The organism is Bacillus sp. REN16, from assembly GCF_020731355.1.
Classification (GTDB): Bacteria; Bacillota; Bacilli; order Bacillales; family Bacillaceae_L; genus Ferdinandcohnia.
Genome location: NZ_JAJFZK010000014.1, coordinates 36888 through 56068, shown reverse-complemented (window position 1 = coordinate 56068; position 19181 = coordinate 36888). Strand labels below are relative to the sequence as shown.

Here is a 19181-nt window from a genome sequence, read left to right as displayed (position 1 = left end):
GAGAGGATTGGGTTTATGGACAAAGTGGCAGTACAAGAAAGAGTTCAGGAGCTGCATGAGCTTTTAAATAAGTACAATTATGAATACCATGTGTTGGATAAGCCTTCTGTACCAGATGCTGAATATGATCAATTAATGCGGGAGCTGATCAAACTTGAGGAGGATTATCCAGAATTAAAGACGGATGATTCTCCTACTGTCCGTGTTGGTGGGCAGGTTCTTGAATCCTTTCAAAAAGTAGAGCATCGAATTCCAATGCTAAGTCTGGGAAATGCATTCAATGAACAGGATTTGCGTGATTTTGACCGCCGTGCACGTCAGGCGGTTGGTGAATCTATATCCTATGTGTGTGAGCTAAAAATAGATGGTCTTGCTGTGTCCCTTCGTTATGAACAAGGGCGTTTTGTTCAAGGCTCAACTCGTGGTGATGGGGAAATTGGAGAGGATATTACCGTTAACTTAAAAACAATCCGTTCCATTCCGCTTCGCTTAAAGCAGACGATTGATATCGAAGTGCGCGGTGAAGCATTTATGCCAAGAAAGTCATTTGAAAAGCTAAATGCCGCAAGATTTGAAAATGAAGAAGAACCGTTTGCGAATCCACGGAATGCCGCAGCGGGTTCATTGCGTCAGCTTGACCCGAAAATTGCAGCGAATCGCAATCTTGATATCTTTTTATATGCCATTGCTGATACAACAAATTTAGGTGTTGATTCACATAGTGAAGGCCTTAATATGCTTGATGAAGCTGGTTTCAAAACAAACCCGGAACGCAGAAAATGTACCAACGTTGAGGAAATCCTCGATTATATTAAGGAATGGACAGAAAAGCGCCCATCTCTTGCGTATGATATTGATGGAATTGTGATAAAGGTCGATTCATTCGACCAACAGGACGAGCTTGGTTTTACAGCGAAAAGTCCACGTTGGGCGATTGCTTATAAATTTCCGGCAGAAGAGGTCGTTACAAAGCTAATTGATATCGAGCTAAGTGTCGGAAGAACTGGAGTCATCACGCCAACAGCAATCCTTGAGCCAGTCCGAGTTGCGGGTACGACTGTACAGCGTGCATCCCTTCATAACGAAGATTTAATCCGTGAAAAAGACATCCGAATTGGTGATTCGGTTGTTGTGAAAAAGGCAGGGGACATCATTCCAGAGGTTGTGAATGTTTTAGTTGAAAAACGGACTGGTGATGAATCAGAGTTCTTCATGCCGACACATTGCCCTGACTGTGACAGTGAGTTAGTCCGCTTAGACGGAGAGGTAGCCTTACGTTGCATCAATCCGAAATGTCCGGCACAGATCAGGGAAGGCTTGATTCATTTTGTTTCTCGAAATGCGATGAATATTGACGGCCTTGGAGAAAAGGTAATTTCACAATTATTCGATGAAAAGCTGATTGAAGATGTGGCTGATATATACACATTGACAAAGGAACAGCTCATCAATCTTGAACGAATGGGTGAAAAATCAACTGATAATTTGATAACTGCAATTGAGGCATCGAAATCGAATTCCTTAGAAAAGCTATTATTTGGCTTAGGTATTCGCCATGTAGGTGCAAAGGCTGCTAAGACCTTAGCTCAGCATTTTGAAACAATGGATAAGCTGCAAGCTGCTTCCAGGGAAGAACTTACGGCAATCAATGAAATCGGTGAAAAAATGGCGGATGCAGTTGTCACCTATTTTGAGCTGCCAGAGGTTCATGACCTTTTAAATGAACTGCGTGAATATGGGGTAAATATGGAATACAAGGGTCCTAAGCTTGTAACAGTGGAAGATAGTGATTCCTACTTTGCCGGAAAGACGATTGTCCTCACAGGCAAGCTTGAGCAATTATCCAGAAATGAGGCAAAAGCAGAGATTGAGGCACTTGGGGGAAAAGTTACAGGAAGTGTTAGTAAAAGCACAGATCTTCTAATTGCGGGGGAAGCAGCAGGTTCAAAGCTTACAAAGGCGCAAGATTTGAAAATTGAGATTTGGGATGAGGATAGACTGGTACAAGAACTAAGGAAGTAAGAGGTGTTCAATCTTGAGAAACCTATACATTCTGGGTTTGGTGATGTTGCTTCTCTTATCTGGATGTGCCCCGGATTTTGACCAAGAGACAGAGGTCGTTCAGGATTCAGATAAAAAAGCGGAAAAAGCGATCATACCTAGATATAATATTTCAGATTCCTATTATAAAGCGGTCATCCCTTATAAAACAGGAAAAGCGCGGGGGATTGTCTCAGCTTATATTAATAACCGTTTAGATATTGATGAATTTGAGACGGGATTGATGCGAATTGCACAGGATTCATACCCGTCGAATAAATACTTTTTCCAGGAAGGGCAGTATTTAGAAAAAGATACGGTTCAAGATTGGTTAAAGAGAAAAAGATCCGATGCTCAGCAAAAAGCATATGAAGTGGCGGTAGCGAAAGCGAAAAATTCAAAAGAAAAAGAATTGCCAAATGAAGGGTTAAACCCGGTTTTTGACACCTCAAATGAGGACCCGGGATATGAGGCTGCCATGCAAAAGAGCCCGATATATATTGGAGCCATTACAGAGCAGAATTATTTAATTAAGAATAATGAGGATAAATTGGAGCTTGGAGGGATTGTCATTGGGATTGGCATGAACTCCCATCACTATTATAATCTTCCTGATTCGATGGGTGGCTATCCGCGAGATGTAAAGATTTCCAATGCCGATATTGAGAGTGAAGGTAAAAAGGCGGCTGAGGAAATCATTAACCGAATTCGAACCCAAAAAGAATATTCGAGTATACGTGATATTCCAATCGTTGTCGCTTTATTTAGACAGGAGGCTGCTAGTTCTGTTGCCCCTGGGAATTTTATTATGAAGGCAAAAGTAGACCCCAACTCCTCGAAAATAGGGAAATGGGAAACCATTAATGAAAAATATTATTTCTTCCCATCAAATGATGCAAAAAACAATTATCGGGAGGACTCGTTAATGGTACAAAACTTTTCCGATGCGATTGCTGATTTTTTCCCGAATTTCACAGCAGTTGTTGGAAAAGGTTTTTACAAGAATGATGAATTACAGGAGCTTACGTTGACCATTCCAATGCAATTCTATGGTAAAGCCGAAGTAATTGGCTTTACTCAATATGTAACAGGACTAATTATGGAGCATTTTGATAACTATATTTCACTTCAGGTATATATAGAATCTGAAAGTGGTGCAGAAAGTGTCATTGTACGGGATGCAGGAGAAAATGAACCAACCGTTCATGTCTATAATTAAACACTGAAACAAGATCTCACCATCTGAGGGTAGGTCTTGTTTTTTTGTGGAGTCAAAAATATAGAATATTGCGAAAAACCTTTTTCGTTTGATGTAAGCGTTTTATTTTAGTAGAATGATATTGTTGAGTTTAACGACTATACAGGGAGGCGAAGTAGAATGGTAGTACCTTATAAACATGAACCATTTACGGATTTTTCAATTGAAGAAAATAGGAGAGCGTTTGAGGCCGGCTTGAAAACAGTTGAAGCTTATTTAGGTAATGATTACGACCTGATCATTGGTGGTGAACGCATCTCAACCGAAGATAAAATCGTCTCTGTTAACCCTGCAAATAAAGAGGAAGTGGTGGGCCATGTATCGAAAGCTAGTCGTGAATTAGCTGAAAAGGCCATGCAGGTTGCACATGAAACCTTCCAAACATGGAGAAAATCAAGCCCAGAAATGCGAACAGATATTCTTTTTAGATCTGCCGCAATTGTTCGTCGCCGTAAGCACGAATTTTCTGCATTACTTGTAAAAGAAGCAGGTAAGCCATGGAATGAGGCGGATGCAGATACTGCAGAAGCGATTGATTTCATGGAGTACTATGGGCGTCAAATGTTAAAATTAAAAGATGGAATTCCGGTAGAAAGCCGCCCAATTGAACATAATCGTTTTACCTATATCCCATTAGGTGTCGGGGTAGTCATTTCTCCTTGGAATTTCGCGTTTGCGATTATGGCAGGAATGACAACAGCTGCCTTAGTTTCAGGTAATACAGTATTACTAAAGCCAGCTAGTACAACCCCGGTAATTGCTGCTAAATTCATGGAAGTTCTTGAAGAAGCGGGACTGCCAGCAGGAGTTGTTAACTATATCCCGGGAAGTGGCTCTGAAGTAGGTGACTACCTAGTCGATCACGCGAGAACTCGTTTTATTAGTTTTACAGGTTCACGTGATGTAGGTCTACGAATCTATGAACGTGCTTCCAAGCTAAATGAAGGCCAAATCTGGTTAAAACGTGTCATTGCGGAGATGGGCGGTAAGGATACAATTGTTGTAGATAAAGAAGCAGATTTAGAATTAGCGGCTAAATCAATTGTTGCATCTGCATTTGGATTCTCTGGACAAAAATGTTCAGCCTGTTCGCGAGCGGTTGTAGTTGAAGATGTATATGATGAGGTTTTAAACCGTGCTGTTGAATTAACAAAAGAATTAACAGTGGGTGACCCTACACAAAAGGCAATCTATATGGGACCAGTAAATGACCAAGGTGCTTATGATAAAATAATGGGCTATGTGGAGATTGGAAAGCAGGAAGGAAAACTTCTTCATGGTGGAGAAGGTGATGATTCCAGAGGCTGGTTCATCCAACCAACAATCTTCGCTGATGTAGCGGAAAATGCACGTATCATGAAAGAAGAAATCTTTGGTCCCGTGGTGGCATTCAGTAAGGCGCGTGATTTTGATCATGCCATTGACATTGCCAATAACACGGAGTATGGATTAACAGGTGCGGTGATTTCTAACAACCGTGCAAATATCGAAAAAGCCAAGGAAGACTTCCACGTAGGTAATCTATACTTTAATCGTGGATGCACAGGAGCAATTGTTGGCTATCAGCCATTTGGCGGCTTCAATATGTCTGGAACGGACTCCAAAGCGGGCGGCCCGGACTATCTGCTCCTGCATATGCAAGCAAAAACAACTTCAGAAATGCTATAAACATTTAAAAATAGACGCCCTCTCAATCCAAATGAGAGGGCGTTATTCATTATTAATGGTGGTGGTGACCCTTTTTCGGGTTTGTGATCACGAATTGTTCTTCAGGAACATAGAAAAATTGGATCCAAATGCCGTCTAAAAATTCCGCATCCCTTGTATCAAGAAGGACCTCAACGTCTTTATCGGTTTTTACAATTTCGTCATGCTCTGTTGGGTTATCGAATTGAAGGGCATAGTGGGCATGGTTGCCGTGATGTTCTGTGATCACGACACGAAGCATTTTTCCTTCGGATTCTTCACTTTCGAGCATATTCTTCATTATTTTTGCTGCATTACGATTAATTTTTACGTTCATACTCATATCTCCCATTTCCATAAAAATTTATACTACTTATTTTCTCAGTATTTCTGAAAAATAACAAATATATAGCCCTATACCGAAAAAAGTTCAACTTAATTTTATTAGTTTTAATGAATAGATATTAGATTATTAGTTTTATATTGTAAATTTAATCAAAATATATGAATAATTATACATAGACAATATATTATGTGAATATTCCCCCTGTTCTGTAAATTATCATATGTTACGATTGAATGGTGTTTTTCCTGACGTGCAGTTATTATCGAAAAATAGGAATTATCATGAAATTGTATATGACTGCATAGGGATAGGAATAACGAAGTTTTTAAGGGGGTGGAAGTGTGGAATATAGTTTAACAGGTGCCACGTGGTTTTGGTTGTTCGTGCCAATGCTTTCGTTAATCGTACTATCAGCTATTACATTATTTACTGAAAGAGGAGAGGATGTCTAGACATGGATATTAATCCACAAACGTTGACAGCAATTATAATTTATCTAATCGGAATGTTAGTAATCGGAATCATGGCTGCAAAAATGACAAAAAATCTAACAGACTATGTTTTAGGAGGAAGGCGATTAGGTGCAGGAGTAGCTGCATTAAGTGCTGGATCTTCTGATATGAGCAGCTGGCTCATGCTTGGTTTGCCTGGTGCATTGTATGCCGGTGGAATGGGTGAAATTTGGCTAGCGGTAGGCTTGTCGATTGGTGCTTATCTGAACTGGCAATATATTGCGAAGCCGTTTCGTGTGTATACTGAGGTTTCAAAAGATTCGATAACGGTTCCAGATTATTTTGAGAATCGATTCCGTGACGGGTCAAAGCTTCTACGTGTTATTTCCGCGGTTGTTATCTTGGTGTTTTTTACCTTCTATACCTCTGCAAGTCTTGTAGGTGGAGCAATTCTTTTAGAAAGTTCATTTAAAATGGACTATGAACTCGCCCTTTGGGTTGGAGCTGCCGTTATTTTATCCTATACCTTCTTTGGTGGTTTCCTTGCTGCAAGCTGGACCGACTTTGTTCAAGGAATCCTGATGTTTTTGGCATTAATCATTATTCCGATTGTAACCATCTATGAATTAGGTGGCTGGGGTGAGACTATTAATAAGATTGGCGCCATTGATCCAACTTATTTAGATGTCATGTCCGGTGCAACGACATTAGGTGTTATTTCACTATTAGCATGGGGCCTAGGTTATTTTGGTCAGCCACATATTATTGTTCGATTTATGGGAATTAAGTCAACAAAGGAAATTCCTAAAGCCCGTTTTATTGGGATGACATGGATGGTGTTATCACTATTTGGTGCAATTTTTATTGGTTTTACAGGTATTGCGTACTTTGCAGATGCTCCATTAGGCAATCCAGAGACAGTATTCATTGTATTTTCACAAGTACTATTTAATCCATGGGTTGCTGGATTCTTATTAGCAGCGATTCTCGCGGCCATCATGAGTACGGTAGATTCCCAATTGCTTGTATCTTCAAGTGCATTGACACAGGATTTCTATAAAGCAATCTTTAAAAAGAATGCTGGTCCAAGAGAAGAAATGTGGGTTGGCAGAATTGCGGTTCTTGTGATTGCAGTAGTTGCTATTTTACTAGGTTATGATCGTGATAGTAAGGTTTTAGATCTTGTGGGTTATGCTTGGGCAGGATTTGGAGCTGCATTTGGTCCTGTTATCATTCTCTCCCTGTTCTGGAAACGGATGAATCGTTGGGGAGCGTTAGCCGGAATGATCGTAGGAGCAGTTACAGTCGTTGTCTGGAGTATTCTTTCTACACCTACATTGAATGATGCTGGAGAAGTTATTAAAGAAGCTGTCATTCCATTTAGCCTGTATGAAATTGTTCCAGGTTTCCTACTTGCCTTAGTTTCGATTATCGTCGTCAGCTTACTTACAAAAGCACCATCCCAAGAAATCCAGGATGAATTTGACACGGTTAAAGATAAACTGAAAAAAGCCTAATGTTATCGATTTAAAAAGAAGCCGTTACTGTTTTGCAGTAACGGCATTTCTTTTACGATATTAGATCCCTAATCCTTCAAGGTATTCATTGACTTGTTCAGGAGTTTTTGCATTTGCACTGTGTAAGTGGCCAAGCTTTTCTCCGCCTTTATAATAAAGAAGACTTGGGATTCCCATGACATTATATTTTTCAACGATTTCTGGGAACTCGTCCTTGTCCATGCTGTACCAGGGAACACTATTGTGAGTTTCTAGAATCTCACCAATGAACGCTTCAAGGCGTCGACAATCCGGACACCAAGTTGTATCAAATTTTACAATTGCCCCTTCAGATTGAATAATTTCATTAAACTGCTCAACAGAAGTAATCCTTTCCATTCCTATCCCTCCACATCCTATAATTGCAATCTTACTATAACAAATTCCCTATCTAAAAGAAAAATAATCTGCCCCGTCGAAACTTTCGCGTTGGTTCTTGTTGAATTCGGGAAGAATGAGGGAGGAATTGTTGCCGAAATAGAGTAATTTTTGATATTATCAGTATATTGTATGGACGGTGGAGGTGAAGGGAAATGTCGAGGATTTCGATAGAGGAAGTAAAACATGTTGCGAATTTAGCACGTCTAGCAGTAACAGAGGATGAAGCAAAGATGTTCCAACAACAATTAGACGGGATTATTTCATTTGCGGAGCAATTAAATGAACTAGATACAGAAAACGTGGAGCCAACTTCACATGTTCTTTCCATGAAAAATGTCATGCGTGAGGATATTGCAAAAGAAGGATTACCTGTTGAAGAAGTATTGAAAAACGCACCAGATGCGAAAGATGGTCAATTCCGAGTACCATCTATTATTGAATAAAGGGGGGAGAAAGGTTGTCACTTTTTGATCACAAAGTCTCAGAATTACATTCGCTTTTACATAAAAAAGAAATCTCAGTATCAGATCTTGTTGAGGAATCATTTAAGAGAATCAATACAGTTGATGATAAGGTACAAGCTTTTTTAACATTAAATGAAGAAAATGCAAAAGAGTATGCAAAGCAATTAGATGAAGCAGTTGGAAACAGGGATGAGCTAGGACTATTATTTGGGATGCCGATTGGCGTTAAAGACAATATCGTTACAAAAGGTCTTCGCACAACTGCGGCAAGTAAAATCCTCGAAAACTTTGATCCAATTTATGATGCAACTGTTGTCCAAAAGCTTAAGTCAGCTCAAACGGTTACGGTTGGTAAGTTAAACATGGACGAGTTTGCGATGGGTTCATCAAATGAGAACTCTGGTTTCAAGGCAGTAAAAAATCCATGGGATCTCGAACGTGTTCCAGGAGGATCTAGTGGTGGCTCGGCAGCAGCAGTTGCAGCTGGAGAAGTCTTATTCTCACTTGGTTCAGATACAGGCGGTTCCATTCGCCAGCCCGCAGCCTTTTGCGGAGTGGTTGGACTTAAGCCAACGTACGGAAGAGTATCACGATTTGGCTTAATCGCATTTGCGTCATCTTTGGACCAAATTGGGCCAGTTACTCGCACTGTTGAGGACAATGCCTACCTATTACAAGCCATTTCAGGTGTTGACCCAATGGATTCAACATCAGCAAATGTGGACGTACCAAACTATGTATCAGCCTTGACTGGTGATGTTAAGGGTCTAAAAATTGCCGTACCAAAGGAATATCTTGGTGAAGGTGTGAACGAGGAAGTTCGTCAATCTGTTCTTGATGCGTTAAAAGTTCTTGAGGGGCTTGGTGCAACATGGGAAGAGGTTTCGCTTCCACATTCCAAATATGCACTTGCAACTTATTACTTACTATCATCATCAGAGGCATCAGCAAACCTTTCACGTTTTGATGGTGTTCGTTACGGATACCGTACTGACAATGCTGAAAACCTCATTGAAATGTACAAGCAATCAAGAAGCGAAGGCTTCGGTGACGAGGTAAAACGTCGTATAATGCTTGGAACGTTTGCATTAAGCTCAGGTTATTACGACGCGTATTATAAAAAAGCACAAAAAGTTCGTACATTGATCAAGAAAGATTTTGAAGATGTATTTGAAAAATACGATGTGATTATTGGACCTACTACACCAACACCAGCATTTAAAATTGGTGAAAACATGGAAGATCCACTTACAATGTATGCGAATGATATTCTGACCATCCCAGTGAACTTAGCAGGCGTACCAGGAATATCAGTTCCGTGCGGATTCGTGGAAGGATTACCGCTTGGACTTCAAATTATCGGAAAGCATTTTGATGAAAGCACCATTTATCGTGTTGCAGATGCATATGAAAAAGCAACCGATCATCATAAACAAAAACCACAACTGTAAGGGGGGGAAACAAAATGAAGTTTGAAACAGTTATCGGGTTGGAGGTTCACGTCGAACTTAAAACCGAATCCAAAATATTTTCAAGCGCGCCGAACGAATTCGGGGCTGCTCCAAATACAAACACAAGTGTCGTTGAATTAGGTTACCCAGGTGTTCTTCCAGTGGTTAATAAAAAAGCCGTTGAGTGGGCAATGAAGGCCGCGATGGCTTTAAACTGTGAAATTAACCAGGAAACAAAATTCGACCGTAAAAACTATTTTTATCCGGATAATCCAAAGGCCTACCAAATCTCTCAATTTGATAAGCCAATCGGTGAGCATGGCTGGATTGAAATTGAAGTGAACGGGGAAAAGAAGAGAATCGGGATTACTCGTCTTCACTTAGAAGAAGATGCAGGTAAACTGACTCACTCTGGCAGAGGCTATTCACTGGTTGACTTAAACCGTCAAGGAACACCATTGATTGAAATCGTATCAGAGCCCGATATTCGCACACCTGAAGAAGCATATGCTTACTTAGAAAAATTAAAATCAATCGTCCAATATACGGGAGTATCTGACTGTAAAATGGAGGAAGGCTCACTTCGTTGTGATGCAAACATCTCTTTACGTCCAGTCGGCCAAGAAGAATTTGGTACAAAGACAGAATTAAAGAACCTTAACTCATTTGCTTTTGTTAAGAATGGCCTTGAATATGAAGAGATTCGCCAAGCTGAAGTGTTATCAGCAGGTGGAGTGATCGATCAGGAAACTCGTCGCTATGATGAGTCTTCGAAATCAACTATTTTAATGCGTGTGAAGGAAGGTTCAGATGACTACCGCTACTTCCCAGAGCCAGACTTAGTCGAGCTGTATATTGATGATGAGTGGATGGAAAGAGTTCGTGCAGAAATCCCTGAGCTTCCAGATGCTCGTAAAAAGCGGTATATTGAAGAACTTGGCCTGCCTGAATATGATGCAGCTGTACTAACGGTTACGAAAGAAACCTCAGACTTCTTTGAGGAAACAGTAGCGAACGGTGCAGATGCAAAGCAAGCCTCCAACTGGATTATGGGTGACGTTTCTGGTTACCTAAATGCGGAGCAAAAGGAATTACATGAAATTGCCTTAACTCCAGCAGGTCTTGCAGGAATGATCAAGTTAATTGAGAACGGAACGATTTCCTCTAAGATTGCGAAAACCGTCTTTAAAGAGCTAATTGAAAAAGGTGGAGACGCAGAAACTATCGTGAAGGAAAAAGGACTTGTTCAAATCTCTGATGAGGGTGCCCTAACGAAGATTATCGTTGAAGTTATTGGAAACAACCCACAATCAGTAGAAGATTTCAAGAGTGGTAAAGGAAAAGCAATCGGCTTCCTAGTTGGCCAGGTCATGAAACAAACAAAAGGACAAGCCAACCCACAAATGGTTAACAAAATTCTTGCTGAGGAAATGAACAAGCTATAATTGGTGAAAGGGACCTATCTAGAGTAGGTCCCTTTTTCGCTTGCTACGACAAAAATGAAGGCTACCGGTACACGGTTGGGTGAAAATAGCGCGGATTATGTACCGCAAACATAGTTTGTACATATACCCCATTACCGAACGCCGTCAATAAGCTGCCGAAGAAAGTTAATCTGCTTCAATGACACTTTTGTTGATTGATTTTAAAGAGTAAAAAACTTATGATTGAAAAAATAGGGTATTTTTGGAATAGGGGAGAGTTGAATGAATCCAATACTTAAAGAGTTTCCTGAAGAATTCACGACTGAAAGATTAATAATCCGAATGCCAAAGCCAGGAGATGGAAAGGTTGTATATGACGCAATAATGGCTTCCATAAATGAACTTAAGCCTTGGATGCCATTTGCTCAAAGTGAGCAATCTGAACAGGATGTTGAATTGAATATAAGGTTAGCACATATATCCTTTTTAAAAAGAGAGGATCTAAGATTGCTAGTATTTTTAAAGGAAACAGGGGAATTCATTGCATCCTCAGGATTGCATAGAATCGATTGGGCTGTGCCAAAGTTTGAAATAGGGTACTGGATTGATAGCCGTTTTAGTGGAAAAGGATATATGACAGAAGCGGTTAAAGGCATTGCTGATTTTGCTTTCCAAGAGTTAAGTGCTAGAAGAGTTGAAATTAGGTGCGATGAAAAAAATATCAAGAGCAGAGCCATTCCGCAAAAATTAGGGTTTACTTTGGAAGCTATACTAAAAAACGATGATGTATCACCTGATACCAACGAATTACGGAATACTTGCATATATGCAAAAATAGTTTAGTTATACACTATACAATCTACTTAAGGTTAAGTGAAAATAATATTCACGTTAATTAAAAAGGCATTGCTAATCAGCAATGCCTTAAACATTCATGCGATTCTCATCATCACATATAACCTTCAACCAATTCATAGCATCTTTCTTCTGTAAGGTTTGCTGACACAGCTGAATATTCTAAATGTTCCTGTGTACCACCTTTAAATTTATGCGATGCTTCTAGTGCGGTGTCATCCCTAAATTTTATCCAGTCTCGTTGCTCTTGTCTCAATTGCTCCATTTCGTCAGCCGGAAGTTGCTCGTTTAAGACCCCGTACAATTCATTTAACAGGGCATCCCAAAGATCCCATCGGTCATCCTCCACTTTCTTCAAAGCGTATGTTGATGTATCTGTGGCCTCCATTTTATCTGCTTCAGCTTTTGTATCATTTAACTTCTTGAAATACTCTTCCTTCAAATCACCGGTAGTATTTGTAGATGTGTCTTCTGTTTTTGCGGGTTCATTTTGTGCTGTATCTACTTTTTCTTTAGTATTATCGTTGTCTGTGTTTGCAGGATCTTCTTTTGAATTACCGTTAGAAGAATCATCATCTGTGCTTTGAGATGAACTGTTATTTTGTGACAGGTCATCTGCCGCAGCATTTGATTTGTCAGTTGAATTTTTACAAGCTGCCAATAAAAAAACCAATGATACAGTAAGTATTACGATCAAATATTTTCTGTTGTTTTTCATTATGTAGCCCTCCTCCATACATATTTTAACATAATAACTTAATTTTTCCTCGCTAAATTTCGACATTCTTCTATGAAAATACGATTACACAAGCTTTCTAAAGGAATGGAAGGATGGCAAGAAAAAAATTTCCGCACACACGGAACCTTACCGGGGGGCAATTCGTAATGTAGGTATAAGGTTTAATCACCAGGGGGGAAATGATGATGGGTGAAAGTGTTATTTGGTATGTAATCGGCGGTGTCCTTCTTCTTTATGTTTTAATTATGATTCCGATTCAGTACAGAAACATAGCGGCGACGAAGGAAGAATTCCGGAAAACTAATAAGACTCACAATGAAACGTACGAAGATATGTCCTTTGAAGAGCAGCAATTACAATACAACCTTCAAGGAAGCCTTATAAATTTACCATCAACATTAATCGCAACCTTAATTTATAAAATCGTTCATCGAAATAAATAAACTAGACCAAACAGACCTTCATTTGTTGAGGGTCTTTTTTCGTGCAAAAACTTTTTTATTATTTTTTTATAAAAAGTGTAGGGTATAGTAGGTGTTAGTTCGTCTATAAGGGTAGACAAGAGAGAAAGGGGGAGAGCAGGATTGTCGGATGAGGTTCTGATTGAGAAGGCGAAAGCAGGAGATGAGCATGCCTTTCGCTTACTCGTTGAAAAATATAAGAATCTAGTATTCAAGGCCATTTATCCGGTTTTGCGTCATGAAAAGGATGCTGAGGATGCTTCGCAGGAAGTATTTCTAAAAATCTATTATGCACTCCCCCAATACAGTGCACAGGGCTTTAAGACTTGGATTACTCGCATCGCGGTAAATCATGCAATCGATGTGAAGCGCAAAAAACAGCGGCAAAATGAGATGATTTTAGAGACGAATGACCTTCCAGCACTCTCTTCGTCGAAGGAAACGGTGGTTATCCCACTTTTACGAAAAGAACAAAGAGAACTGGTTAAGAACCGGATACACAATATGCCAGCGAATTATCGCAAAGTGATCGAAGCCTATTACATAGCGGAAAAAAGCTATAAACAAATTGCGGATGAACAGCAGGTCGAGGTAAAAACAGTTGAAACAAAGCTGTACCGGGCCCGAAATTGGATGAAGAAACATTGGAAGGAGGATGATTTTTAGATGAGGCATTTCAGCAATGAAGACTGGTTGTTATATATAAAGGATGAGCTAGAAGAATCAAAGCGGGAAGAACTCGAAAATCACCTGTTTACCTGTGACCAATGTTTAGAAATCTATATGGAGCTAGTGGAAGCACAAGCTGAGGAGTTACCTTGCCTTGAAAATGAGGGCTTTACCGACGGGGTAGTCACAAAGCTTCCAAAGAAAAAGGAAAAGCAAGGGAAATCGTTTCTGCAAAGTCCCATTTTCCATTACGGGGTTGCTGCAGCTGTGACATTGACGCTGATGTCGACTGGGGTATTCCAAAGTATGACAGGTATTATTGGTACTGTGGAGGCATCTAATTTTTCAGAGCAAAAACAATCTGTTTCAAATAGTTTGATGGAAAAGACGTTATCGTTTTTTGACATCATTGGAGCAAATCAAGAGGAGGGAGAAAAATGAGTTATAATCCAGTGCTAGCATTTTTTCTATCATTTATTCCAGGTGTTGGACATTTTTATGTGAATCGAAAAATAAGAGGATTTATCTATGGAATGGGGGCAGTTGGCTCCATTTTAATAGGAATCTTCGGAACGTTTATGGTAGGGTATGAGGACCCATTTTTCATTGGGCTCATCTTTGCATTTTTTGTGGGGGTTATTAATGTTTTAGATATGATCATCTTCCTGCTGCGAAATAACAAACATCATCAAAGCCAGCACGTGGTCCAAACCGAAGAAGGGCAGGTTGTGTCAGTTCGGACGGATGATTCAGATCGTTTCTATACCATTATTCTGTCATTTATCCCAGGCTTAGGTCATTTTCAGCTTGGTTTGATTAACCGCGGTTTGACGTTCCTTATTGGATTTTTTGGATTAGGAACGATGGTTGTGTTTATTTCGGTGTTTACGAATCAAGGGGCATTCATGGTGTTTCTAGGAATTCTCCCTGTAATTTGGGTATACAACATATTTGATGCAGTTCAGCTTGTCGGTAAAAAACAGCGTGGGGAAGAATTGGTCGATAGGACCATTTTAGAGGATTTTGAGGAAACAAGACGCGAGCAAGGACGTAAAAGCAAAACGTTAGCAACGGTTCTAGCAATATTCCCAGGGGCAGGGCACTTGTATCTTGGCTTGCAAAAACGGGGTATACAGCTGATGGCGGCCTTCTTATTCGCTATCTATATTTTAGATGTGCTTCGGTTGTCATTATTCCTATTTTTAATCCCGATTATTTGGTTTTACAGCTTTTTCGATGCCCTTCAGAAGGTTTCAAAGCATGGTGAAAAGGAGCTTGAGGATGTTCCTGTTGTTTCCTATATTGTAAACCATCAAAAATGGGTTGGATTTGGGCTAATTGCATTAGGACTGTACTATTTACTAGTGAATGTTGTACTTCCAACAGTTGGCCCAATGGTTGCGAGAATGTTCCACTTTGATATTCAACGCTTCTACTACACATACTTCCAGGGCACAATCATCTGTATTCTATTAATCGGCGGTGGCTTGAAGCTTATGGTAGGCAGTAAAAAACGGAAGGAGAATGCATAATGAGAAAATGGCGTGTAGGTTCTGTTTCGATGGGCTTGTCTTTAATTTTACTTGGAGTTCTCCTATTTGTATCACAAATAAAAGGAATGCAAATGATCGAGCCACTCCTTGTGTGGTGGCCGCTCATTTTGATTGTCTTAGGAATTGAGATAGTCGTTTACCTCTTTTTATCAAAACAGGAAAACCCGATTGTAAAATATGACTTTTTAAGTATTATATTTGTAGGGATTATTGGGACGATTGGGATTGGCTTTACTCTGTTGTCATCTGTCGGGCTTGTGGATGAGGTTCAAGGTGTGATTGGAGCAGAGCATCGTTCCATGGATTTGCCGACTGTTGAGGAAAATTTGACAGACGACATTAAACGAGTGGTCCTTGAAACAAATGGAGTAACAAGTAAAATTGAAGGCGGGAGCGTAAAAGAATTACATGTGTTTGGCGTGTATCGGGCAACGATACATCCGAAAGCAGATCCGGTCATTTCGGAAGCAAAGGACTATGTATTTACAAAGATTGTTGGCGATACGATGTACGTGACATTGAAAGAACCAGCAGACCAAGCGGGACCATTTTCTACATACGCGACAATTGAGCCTACGATTATCGTCCCAAGTTCGGTTCAATTAGAGGTTCGTGGCCAGCATAATCATGTTTCCCTTTATCCTGGATCCCTAGAAAATAACTGGGTGGTAGACGGAGCATCTAATGTTTCGGTTCATATTAATGATAAGAGTAATATTCTGTTATCTGCGGTTTCCAATAATGAACTAGAAAATGGCAATATGGAATGGGATAACATCGATAAGACTGAACGGGGTGGTGTTGATGAGGTATATAAAGAGAGCACCACGGAGAAGTTATTCAAGGGTACGATAAAGCTAGGAGAAGGCACCTATAAGCTGTCGATTTTCAATAGTGACCTTGTAACAGTGAATCTTGTTGAAAAAATGTAGAAAACGATACGAAATGTGCGCTTTGGTTTTGGCCAAGCGCATTTTTTAACTGCAAGGTTTGAAGCAAGATGGACAAGCTAATAAAGGTATTTCGGAAAAATACAATATGTGAAAAAATGGATTTTTTTGCATGTATCTAAATTGATTAAATCAATTGGATAAGATATGATGGAACATAGATAATTGATTATCATATTTTAGGATGATGAAAATGAAAAGGGCTCGAATTATATATAACCCAACCTCTGGGAGAGAGATATTTAAACGGCATCTGTCTGAGGTGTTGGAGAAATTAGAAAGAGCAGGGTATGAAACGTCATGCCATGCAACTACCGGAGCGGGAGACGCAACAAATGCTGCGCGTATTGCGGTTGAAAGAAAATATGACCTTGTGGTAGCAGCAGGTGGCGATGGGACCATCAACGAGGTTGTGAATGGCATAGCTGAACAGGAATATCGCCCGACTCTTGGAATTATACCAGTGGGAACAACAAACGACTTTGCACGTGCAATCGGGGTACCGCGAAATATTGATGGTGCATGTGATGTAATTATTGAGGGAAATTCTGTTCCAATAGATATTGGACGGGTTAACGATAATTATTTTATCAATATTGCTGGCGGTGGAAGGTTAACTGAGCTGACCTATGAAGTACCAAGTAAGCTAAAAACGATGATTGGGCAGCTTGCGTACTATTTAAAGGGGATTGAGATGTTACCATCGATTCGTCCAACCGAGGTTAGCATTGAGTATGATGGAAAGCTGTATGAGGGTGAAATCATGCTATTTCTCGTTTCTTTAACGAATTCTGTCGGAGGCTTCGAAAAGCTTGCGCCAGATTCATCGCTCAATGACGGCTTATTTGATTTGTTAATTTTAAAAAAGGCTAACTTAGCGGATTTTATAAAGGTGGCGACACTTGCGATACGCGGTGAGCATATCAATGACCCGCATGTCATTTACACAAAAGCAAATCGTGTTAAGGTAAACCCTACTGAAAAAATGCAGATCAACCTGGATGGAGAATACGGTGGGTTGCTCCCTGGTGAGTTTGTGAATTTGTATCAGCATATTAATGTGTTGGTATCAAAGGAAAAAGCAGAGAAGATGGAATAAATGGGAAAAATCTGGCGCTAAGGCCGGATTTTTTTGTTTATGGAGTATCGTAACAGGTTAACCCACATTGGCACATTACTCCTCCAATATGTTACAATCAGTTCAGCATTTTGAACGAAAAGGAAGAATACACAATGACAAAACTGAAACCTCCAGTTGAAAAGAATACATACTATGATGTCACATTTGAGGATCTTACCCATGATGGAGCGGGAGTGGCGAAAATCGAAGGATTTCCGATTTTCGTACCGAACGGTCTACCTGACGAGAAGGCGAAAATCAAAATCACAAAGGTTCAAAAAAGCTATGGCTATGGGCGGATAATTGAGCTCTTTGAAAAAAGCAAGTATCGAGTCGAGGCTCCATGTCCGATTTATAAAGAATGCGGCGGATGCCAACTCCAGCATCTTAGTTATGAAGGGCAATTAGCATCTAAACAAAAGCAGGTCCAGCAAGTGTTAGCTCGAATCGGCAAACTTCAAAACATCAAGGTTCATCCTGTTCTTGGAATGGTGAATCCATGGCGTTACCGGAACAAGGCACAGGTGCCTGTGCAGGATAGAGAGGGTGGGCTTGTAGCAGGGTTTTACCAACAGCGGAGCCACGAAATCATTGATATGGAAGCGTGTCTCATACAGCAAGAAAAGAACGATTTGGTCGTGCAAACAGTTAAAGCCATCTGTGAGAATTATGGAATTAAAGCTTATAATGAAAAAAACGACAAAGGTACCCTTCGCCATATCATGGCACGCTATGGCCTAATCTCAGGCGAAATTATGGTTGTTCTGATCACAAGAACAAATGAACTTCCACATAAAAATAAAATTATCACAGATATTACGACCCAGTTACCTGGCGTAAAATCCATCGTACAAAATATCAACCCAAAACAAACAAATGTGATTTTTGGGAATGAGACAAATGTTCTTTGGGGCGAAGAATATATTTACGATAATATTGGTGATATTCGGTTTGCCATCTCAGCAAGGTCATTTTATCAGGTTAACCCTGAGCAAACAAAGGTGCTCTATGATAAGGCATTGGAATACGCAGAATTAACAGGTGAAGAAACCGTCATTGATGCGTATTGTGGAATCGGGACAATCTCGCTTTTTCTCGCGCAGAATGCAAAGAAAGTCTACGGTGTAGAAATTGTTCCCGAAGCGATTGAGGATGCGAAGCGAAATGCTGCTTTAAATAATATCCATAACGCAGAGTTCGCGGTAGGTGAGGCTGAAGTGGTAATTCCGAACTGGTATAAGAATGGGGTTAAAGCAGATGTGATCGTAGTCGACCCTCCCCGTAAGGGCTGTGATGAGGCCCTATTACAGACCATTTTAAAAATGAAGCCGAAGAAAGTCGTTTATGTATCCTGTAACCCAGCAACCTTAGCTAGGGACTTGCGGATATTAGAAGATGGTGGCTATGCAACGGTTGAAATCCAACCAGTAGATATGTTCCCGCACACAGTTCACTGTGAGGCAGTTGCGAAGCTATTATTAGCACCATAGGAAAATTTGGAGGTGTATCAGGAATGGCAAACTTAAAATTAAAATCAAAAATACTAGAAATTGTAGATAACCAAATCAAAATAAATGATCCAAGTTGTACGAAAGAGACCTTGGAACGACTTGTCGACTTAGGTTACTCAGAAATAGAGTCTAAGGAAATGATAGGTAGAGTGCTTGTTGAAGAAATGTATGATCTGTTAAAAAATCAGGTACCATTTAATGAAAAACGTTATGCCGAAAAATTATCGATGCTTCCGGAAGCGTAACAGACAAAATGGATAAAAAA

General features: G+C 40.1%; 19 protein-coding genes. 16 read left to right on the top strand and 3 right to left on the bottom strand.

What is annotated here, in order from left to right; translation table 11 throughout:
• Positions 1–15 precede the first annotated feature (15 nt).
• From ligA to pruA, 3 genes are all read left to right on the top strand, one after another.
• Complete coding sequence (gene ligA, locus LKW28_RS18055; protein ID WP_229141842.1) at positions 16–2022, top strand: NAD-dependent DNA ligase LigA; 2007 nt, start codon at positions 16–18, stop codon at positions 2020–2022.
• A gap of 13 nt (positions 2023–2035) precedes the next feature.
• On the top strand, positions 2036–3259 hold the full coding sequence (locus tag LKW28_RS18050; RefSeq protein WP_229141841.1) for a CamS family sex pheromone protein: 1224 nt from the start codon (positions 2036–2038) through the stop codon (positions 3257–3259).
• Between the two features lie 159 nt (positions 3260–3418).
• Positions 3419–4966: an L-glutamate gamma-semialdehyde dehydrogenase gene (gene pruA / locus LKW28_RS18045; RefSeq protein WP_229141840.1), complete on the top strand. Its 1548-nt coding sequence runs from the start codon at positions 3419–3421 to the stop codon at positions 4964–4966.
• Between the two features lie 52 nt (positions 4967–5018).
• Here the strand turns inward: pruA and LKW28_RS18040 are convergent, their stop codons facing one another.
• A complete protein-coding gene (locus tag LKW28_RS18040; RefSeq protein ID WP_229141839.1) occupies positions 5019–5321 on the bottom strand; it encodes an iron-sulfur cluster assembly accessory protein in 303 nt (100 codons plus the stop codon).
• A gap of 463 nt (positions 5322–5784) precedes the next feature.
• Here LKW28_RS18040 and putP point away from each other — a divergent pair, with 463 nt between their 5' ends.
• On the top strand, positions 5785–7299 hold the full coding sequence (gene putP, locus LKW28_RS18035; protein WP_267498058.1) for a sodium/proline symporter PutP: 1515 nt from the start codon (positions 5785–5787) through the stop codon (positions 7297–7299).
• Between the two features lie 60 nt (positions 7300–7359).
• On the opposite strand, the gene LKW28_RS18030 is transcribed toward putP, so the two are convergent.
• Positions 7360–7677 carry a thioredoxin family protein gene (locus tag LKW28_RS18030; protein WP_229141838.1) on the bottom strand — a complete coding sequence of 106 codons (318 nt, stop codon included), beginning with the start codon at positions 7675–7677 and terminating at the stop codon, positions 7360–7362.
• Positions 7678–7871: 194 nt separating this feature from the next.
• Between LKW28_RS18030 and gatC the strand changes: the two genes are divergently transcribed.
• From gatC to LKW28_RS18010, 4 genes are all read left to right on the top strand, one after another.
• Positions 7872–8162, top strand: a complete 291-nt coding sequence (gene gatC, locus LKW28_RS18025) for an Asp-tRNA(Asn)/Glu-tRNA(Gln) amidotransferase subunit GatC (protein ID WP_229141837.1) — start codon at positions 7872–7874, stop codon at positions 8160–8162.
• A 14-nt stretch (positions 8163–8176) separates the two neighbouring features.
• The gene (gene gatA, locus LKW28_RS18020; RefSeq protein WP_229141836.1) at positions 8177–9634 is read left to right on the top strand and encodes an Asp-tRNA(Asn)/Glu-tRNA(Gln) amidotransferase subunit GatA; all 1458 of its coding nucleotides are present in this window, start codon (positions 8177–8179) and stop codon (positions 9632–9634) included.
• A gap of 14 nt (positions 9635–9648) precedes the next feature.
• Positions 9649–11079, top strand: coding sequence for an Asp-tRNA(Asn)/Glu-tRNA(Gln) amidotransferase subunit GatB (gene gatB / locus LKW28_RS18015; protein ID WP_229141835.1), 1431 nt, complete (start codon positions 9649–9651; stop codon positions 11077–11079).
• A gap of 261 nt (positions 11080–11340) precedes the next feature.
• Positions 11341–11901: a GNAT family N-acetyltransferase gene (locus tag LKW28_RS18010; RefSeq protein ID WP_229141834.1), complete on the top strand. Its 561-nt coding sequence runs from the start codon at positions 11341–11343 to the stop codon at positions 11899–11901.
• Positions 11902–12007: 106 nt separating this feature from the next.
• On the opposite strand, the gene LKW28_RS18005 is transcribed toward LKW28_RS18010, so the two are convergent.
• On the bottom strand, positions 12008–12631 hold the full coding sequence (locus tag LKW28_RS18005) for a lysozyme inhibitor LprI family protein (RefSeq protein WP_229141833.1): 624 nt from the start codon (positions 12629–12631) through the stop codon (positions 12008–12010).
• 206 nt (positions 12632–12837) lie between these two features.
• On the opposite strand from LKW28_RS18005, the gene LKW28_RS18000 reads away from it, so the two are divergent.
• The 8 genes from LKW28_RS18000 to LKW28_RS17965 all read left to right on the top strand — a co-directional run bounded on the left by LKW28_RS18000 (position 12838) and on the right by LKW28_RS17965 (position 19161).
• Positions 12838–13095: a DUF3949 domain-containing protein gene (locus LKW28_RS18000; protein WP_229141832.1), complete on the top strand. Its 258-nt coding sequence runs from the start codon at positions 12838–12840 to the stop codon at positions 13093–13095.
• A 141-nt stretch (positions 13096–13236) separates the two neighbouring features.
• Positions 13237–13779 (top strand): sigma-70 family RNA polymerase sigma factor, encoded by a 543-nt coding sequence (locus LKW28_RS17995; RefSeq protein WP_229141831.1) that lies wholly within the window; start codon positions 13237–13239, stop codon positions 13777–13779.
• Entirely contained in the window at positions 13780–14223 is a 444-nt protein-coding gene (locus LKW28_RS17990; protein WP_229141830.1) for an anti-sigma factor family protein, read from the top strand.
• Positions 14220–15314 (top strand): hypothetical protein, encoded by a 1095-nt coding sequence (locus LKW28_RS17985; protein WP_229141829.1) that lies wholly within the window; start codon positions 14220–14222, stop codon positions 15312–15314. Before LKW28_RS17990 ends, LKW28_RS17985 begins: the two co-directional genes overlap by 4 nt.
• Positions 15314–16267, top strand: a complete 954-nt coding sequence (locus tag LKW28_RS17980; RefSeq protein ID WP_229141828.1) for a hypothetical protein — start codon at positions 15314–15316, stop codon at positions 16265–16267. Before LKW28_RS17985 ends, LKW28_RS17980 begins: the two co-directional genes overlap by 1 nt.
• A gap of 211 nt (positions 16268–16478) precedes the next feature.
• Positions 16479–17384 (top strand): diacylglycerol kinase, encoded by a 906-nt coding sequence (locus LKW28_RS17975; RefSeq protein ID WP_229141827.1) that lies wholly within the window; start codon positions 16479–16481, stop codon positions 17382–17384.
• A 134-nt stretch (positions 17385–17518) separates the two neighbouring features.
• Positions 17519–18895, top strand: coding sequence for a 23S rRNA (uracil(1939)-C(5))-methyltransferase RlmD (rlmD, locus tag LKW28_RS17970; protein ID WP_229141826.1), 1377 nt, complete (start codon positions 17519–17521; stop codon positions 18893–18895).
• Between the two features lie 23 nt (positions 18896–18918).
• A complete protein-coding gene (locus LKW28_RS17965; protein ID WP_229141825.1) occupies positions 18919–19161 on the top strand; it encodes a hypothetical protein in 243 nt (80 codons plus the stop codon).
• The last annotated feature ends 20 nt before the right edge of the window (positions 19162–19181 follow it).

Coding starts and splice junctions, on each gene's coding strand:
- gatC (WP_229141837.1), top strand. CDS start 7,872: ATGTCGAGGATTTCGATAGAGGAAGTAAAACATGTTGCGAATTTAGCA.
- LKW28_RS17990 (WP_229141830.1), top strand. CDS start 13,780: ATGAGGCATTTCAGCAATGAAGACTGGTTGTTATATATAAAGGATGAG.
- ligA (WP_229141842.1), top strand. CDS start 16: ATGGACAAAGTGGCAGTACAAGAAAGAGTTCAGGAGCTGCATGAGCTT.
- LKW28_RS17975 (WP_229141827.1), top strand. CDS start 16,479: ATGAAAAGGGCTCGAATTATATATAACCCAACCTCTGGGAGAGAGATA.
- rlmD (WP_229141826.1), top strand. CDS start 17,519: ATGACAAAACTGAAACCTCCAGTTGAAAAGAATACATACTATGATGTC.
- gatB (WP_229141835.1), top strand. CDS start 9,649: ATGAAGTTTGAAACAGTTATCGGGTTGGAGGTTCACGTCGAACTTAAA.
- putP (WP_267498058.1), top strand. CDS start 5,785: ATGGATATTAATCCACAAACGTTGACAGCAATTATAATTTATCTAATC.
- LKW28_RS17980 (WP_229141828.1), top strand. CDS start 15,314: ATGAGAAAATGGCGTGTAGGTTCTGTTTCGATGGGCTTGTCTTTAATT.
- pruA (WP_229141840.1), top strand. CDS start 3,419: ATGGTAGTACCTTATAAACATGAACCATTTACGGATTTTTCAATTGAA.
- LKW28_RS18000 (WP_229141832.1), top strand. CDS start 12,838: ATGGGTGAAAGTGTTATTTGGTATGTAATCGGCGGTGTCCTTCTTCTT.
- LKW28_RS18010 (WP_229141834.1), top strand. CDS start 11,341: ATGAATCCAATACTTAAAGAGTTTCCTGAAGAATTCACGACTGAAAGA.
- LKW28_RS18005 (WP_229141833.1), bottom strand. CDS start 12,631: ATGAAAAACAACAGAAAATATTTGATCGTAATACTTACTGTATCATTG.
- LKW28_RS17965 (WP_229141825.1), top strand. CDS start 18,919: ATGGCAAACTTAAAATTAAAATCAAAAATACTAGAAATTGTAGATAAC.
- LKW28_RS18040 (WP_229141839.1), bottom strand. CDS start 5,321: ATGAACGTAAAAATTAATCGTAATGCAGCAAAAATAATGAAGAATATG.
- LKW28_RS18030 (WP_229141838.1), bottom strand. CDS start 7,677: ATGGAAAGGATTACTTCTGTTGAGCAGTTTAATGAAATTATTCAATCT.
- LKW28_RS17985 (WP_229141829.1), top strand. CDS start 14,220: ATGAGTTATAATCCAGTGCTAGCATTTTTTCTATCATTTATTCCAGGT.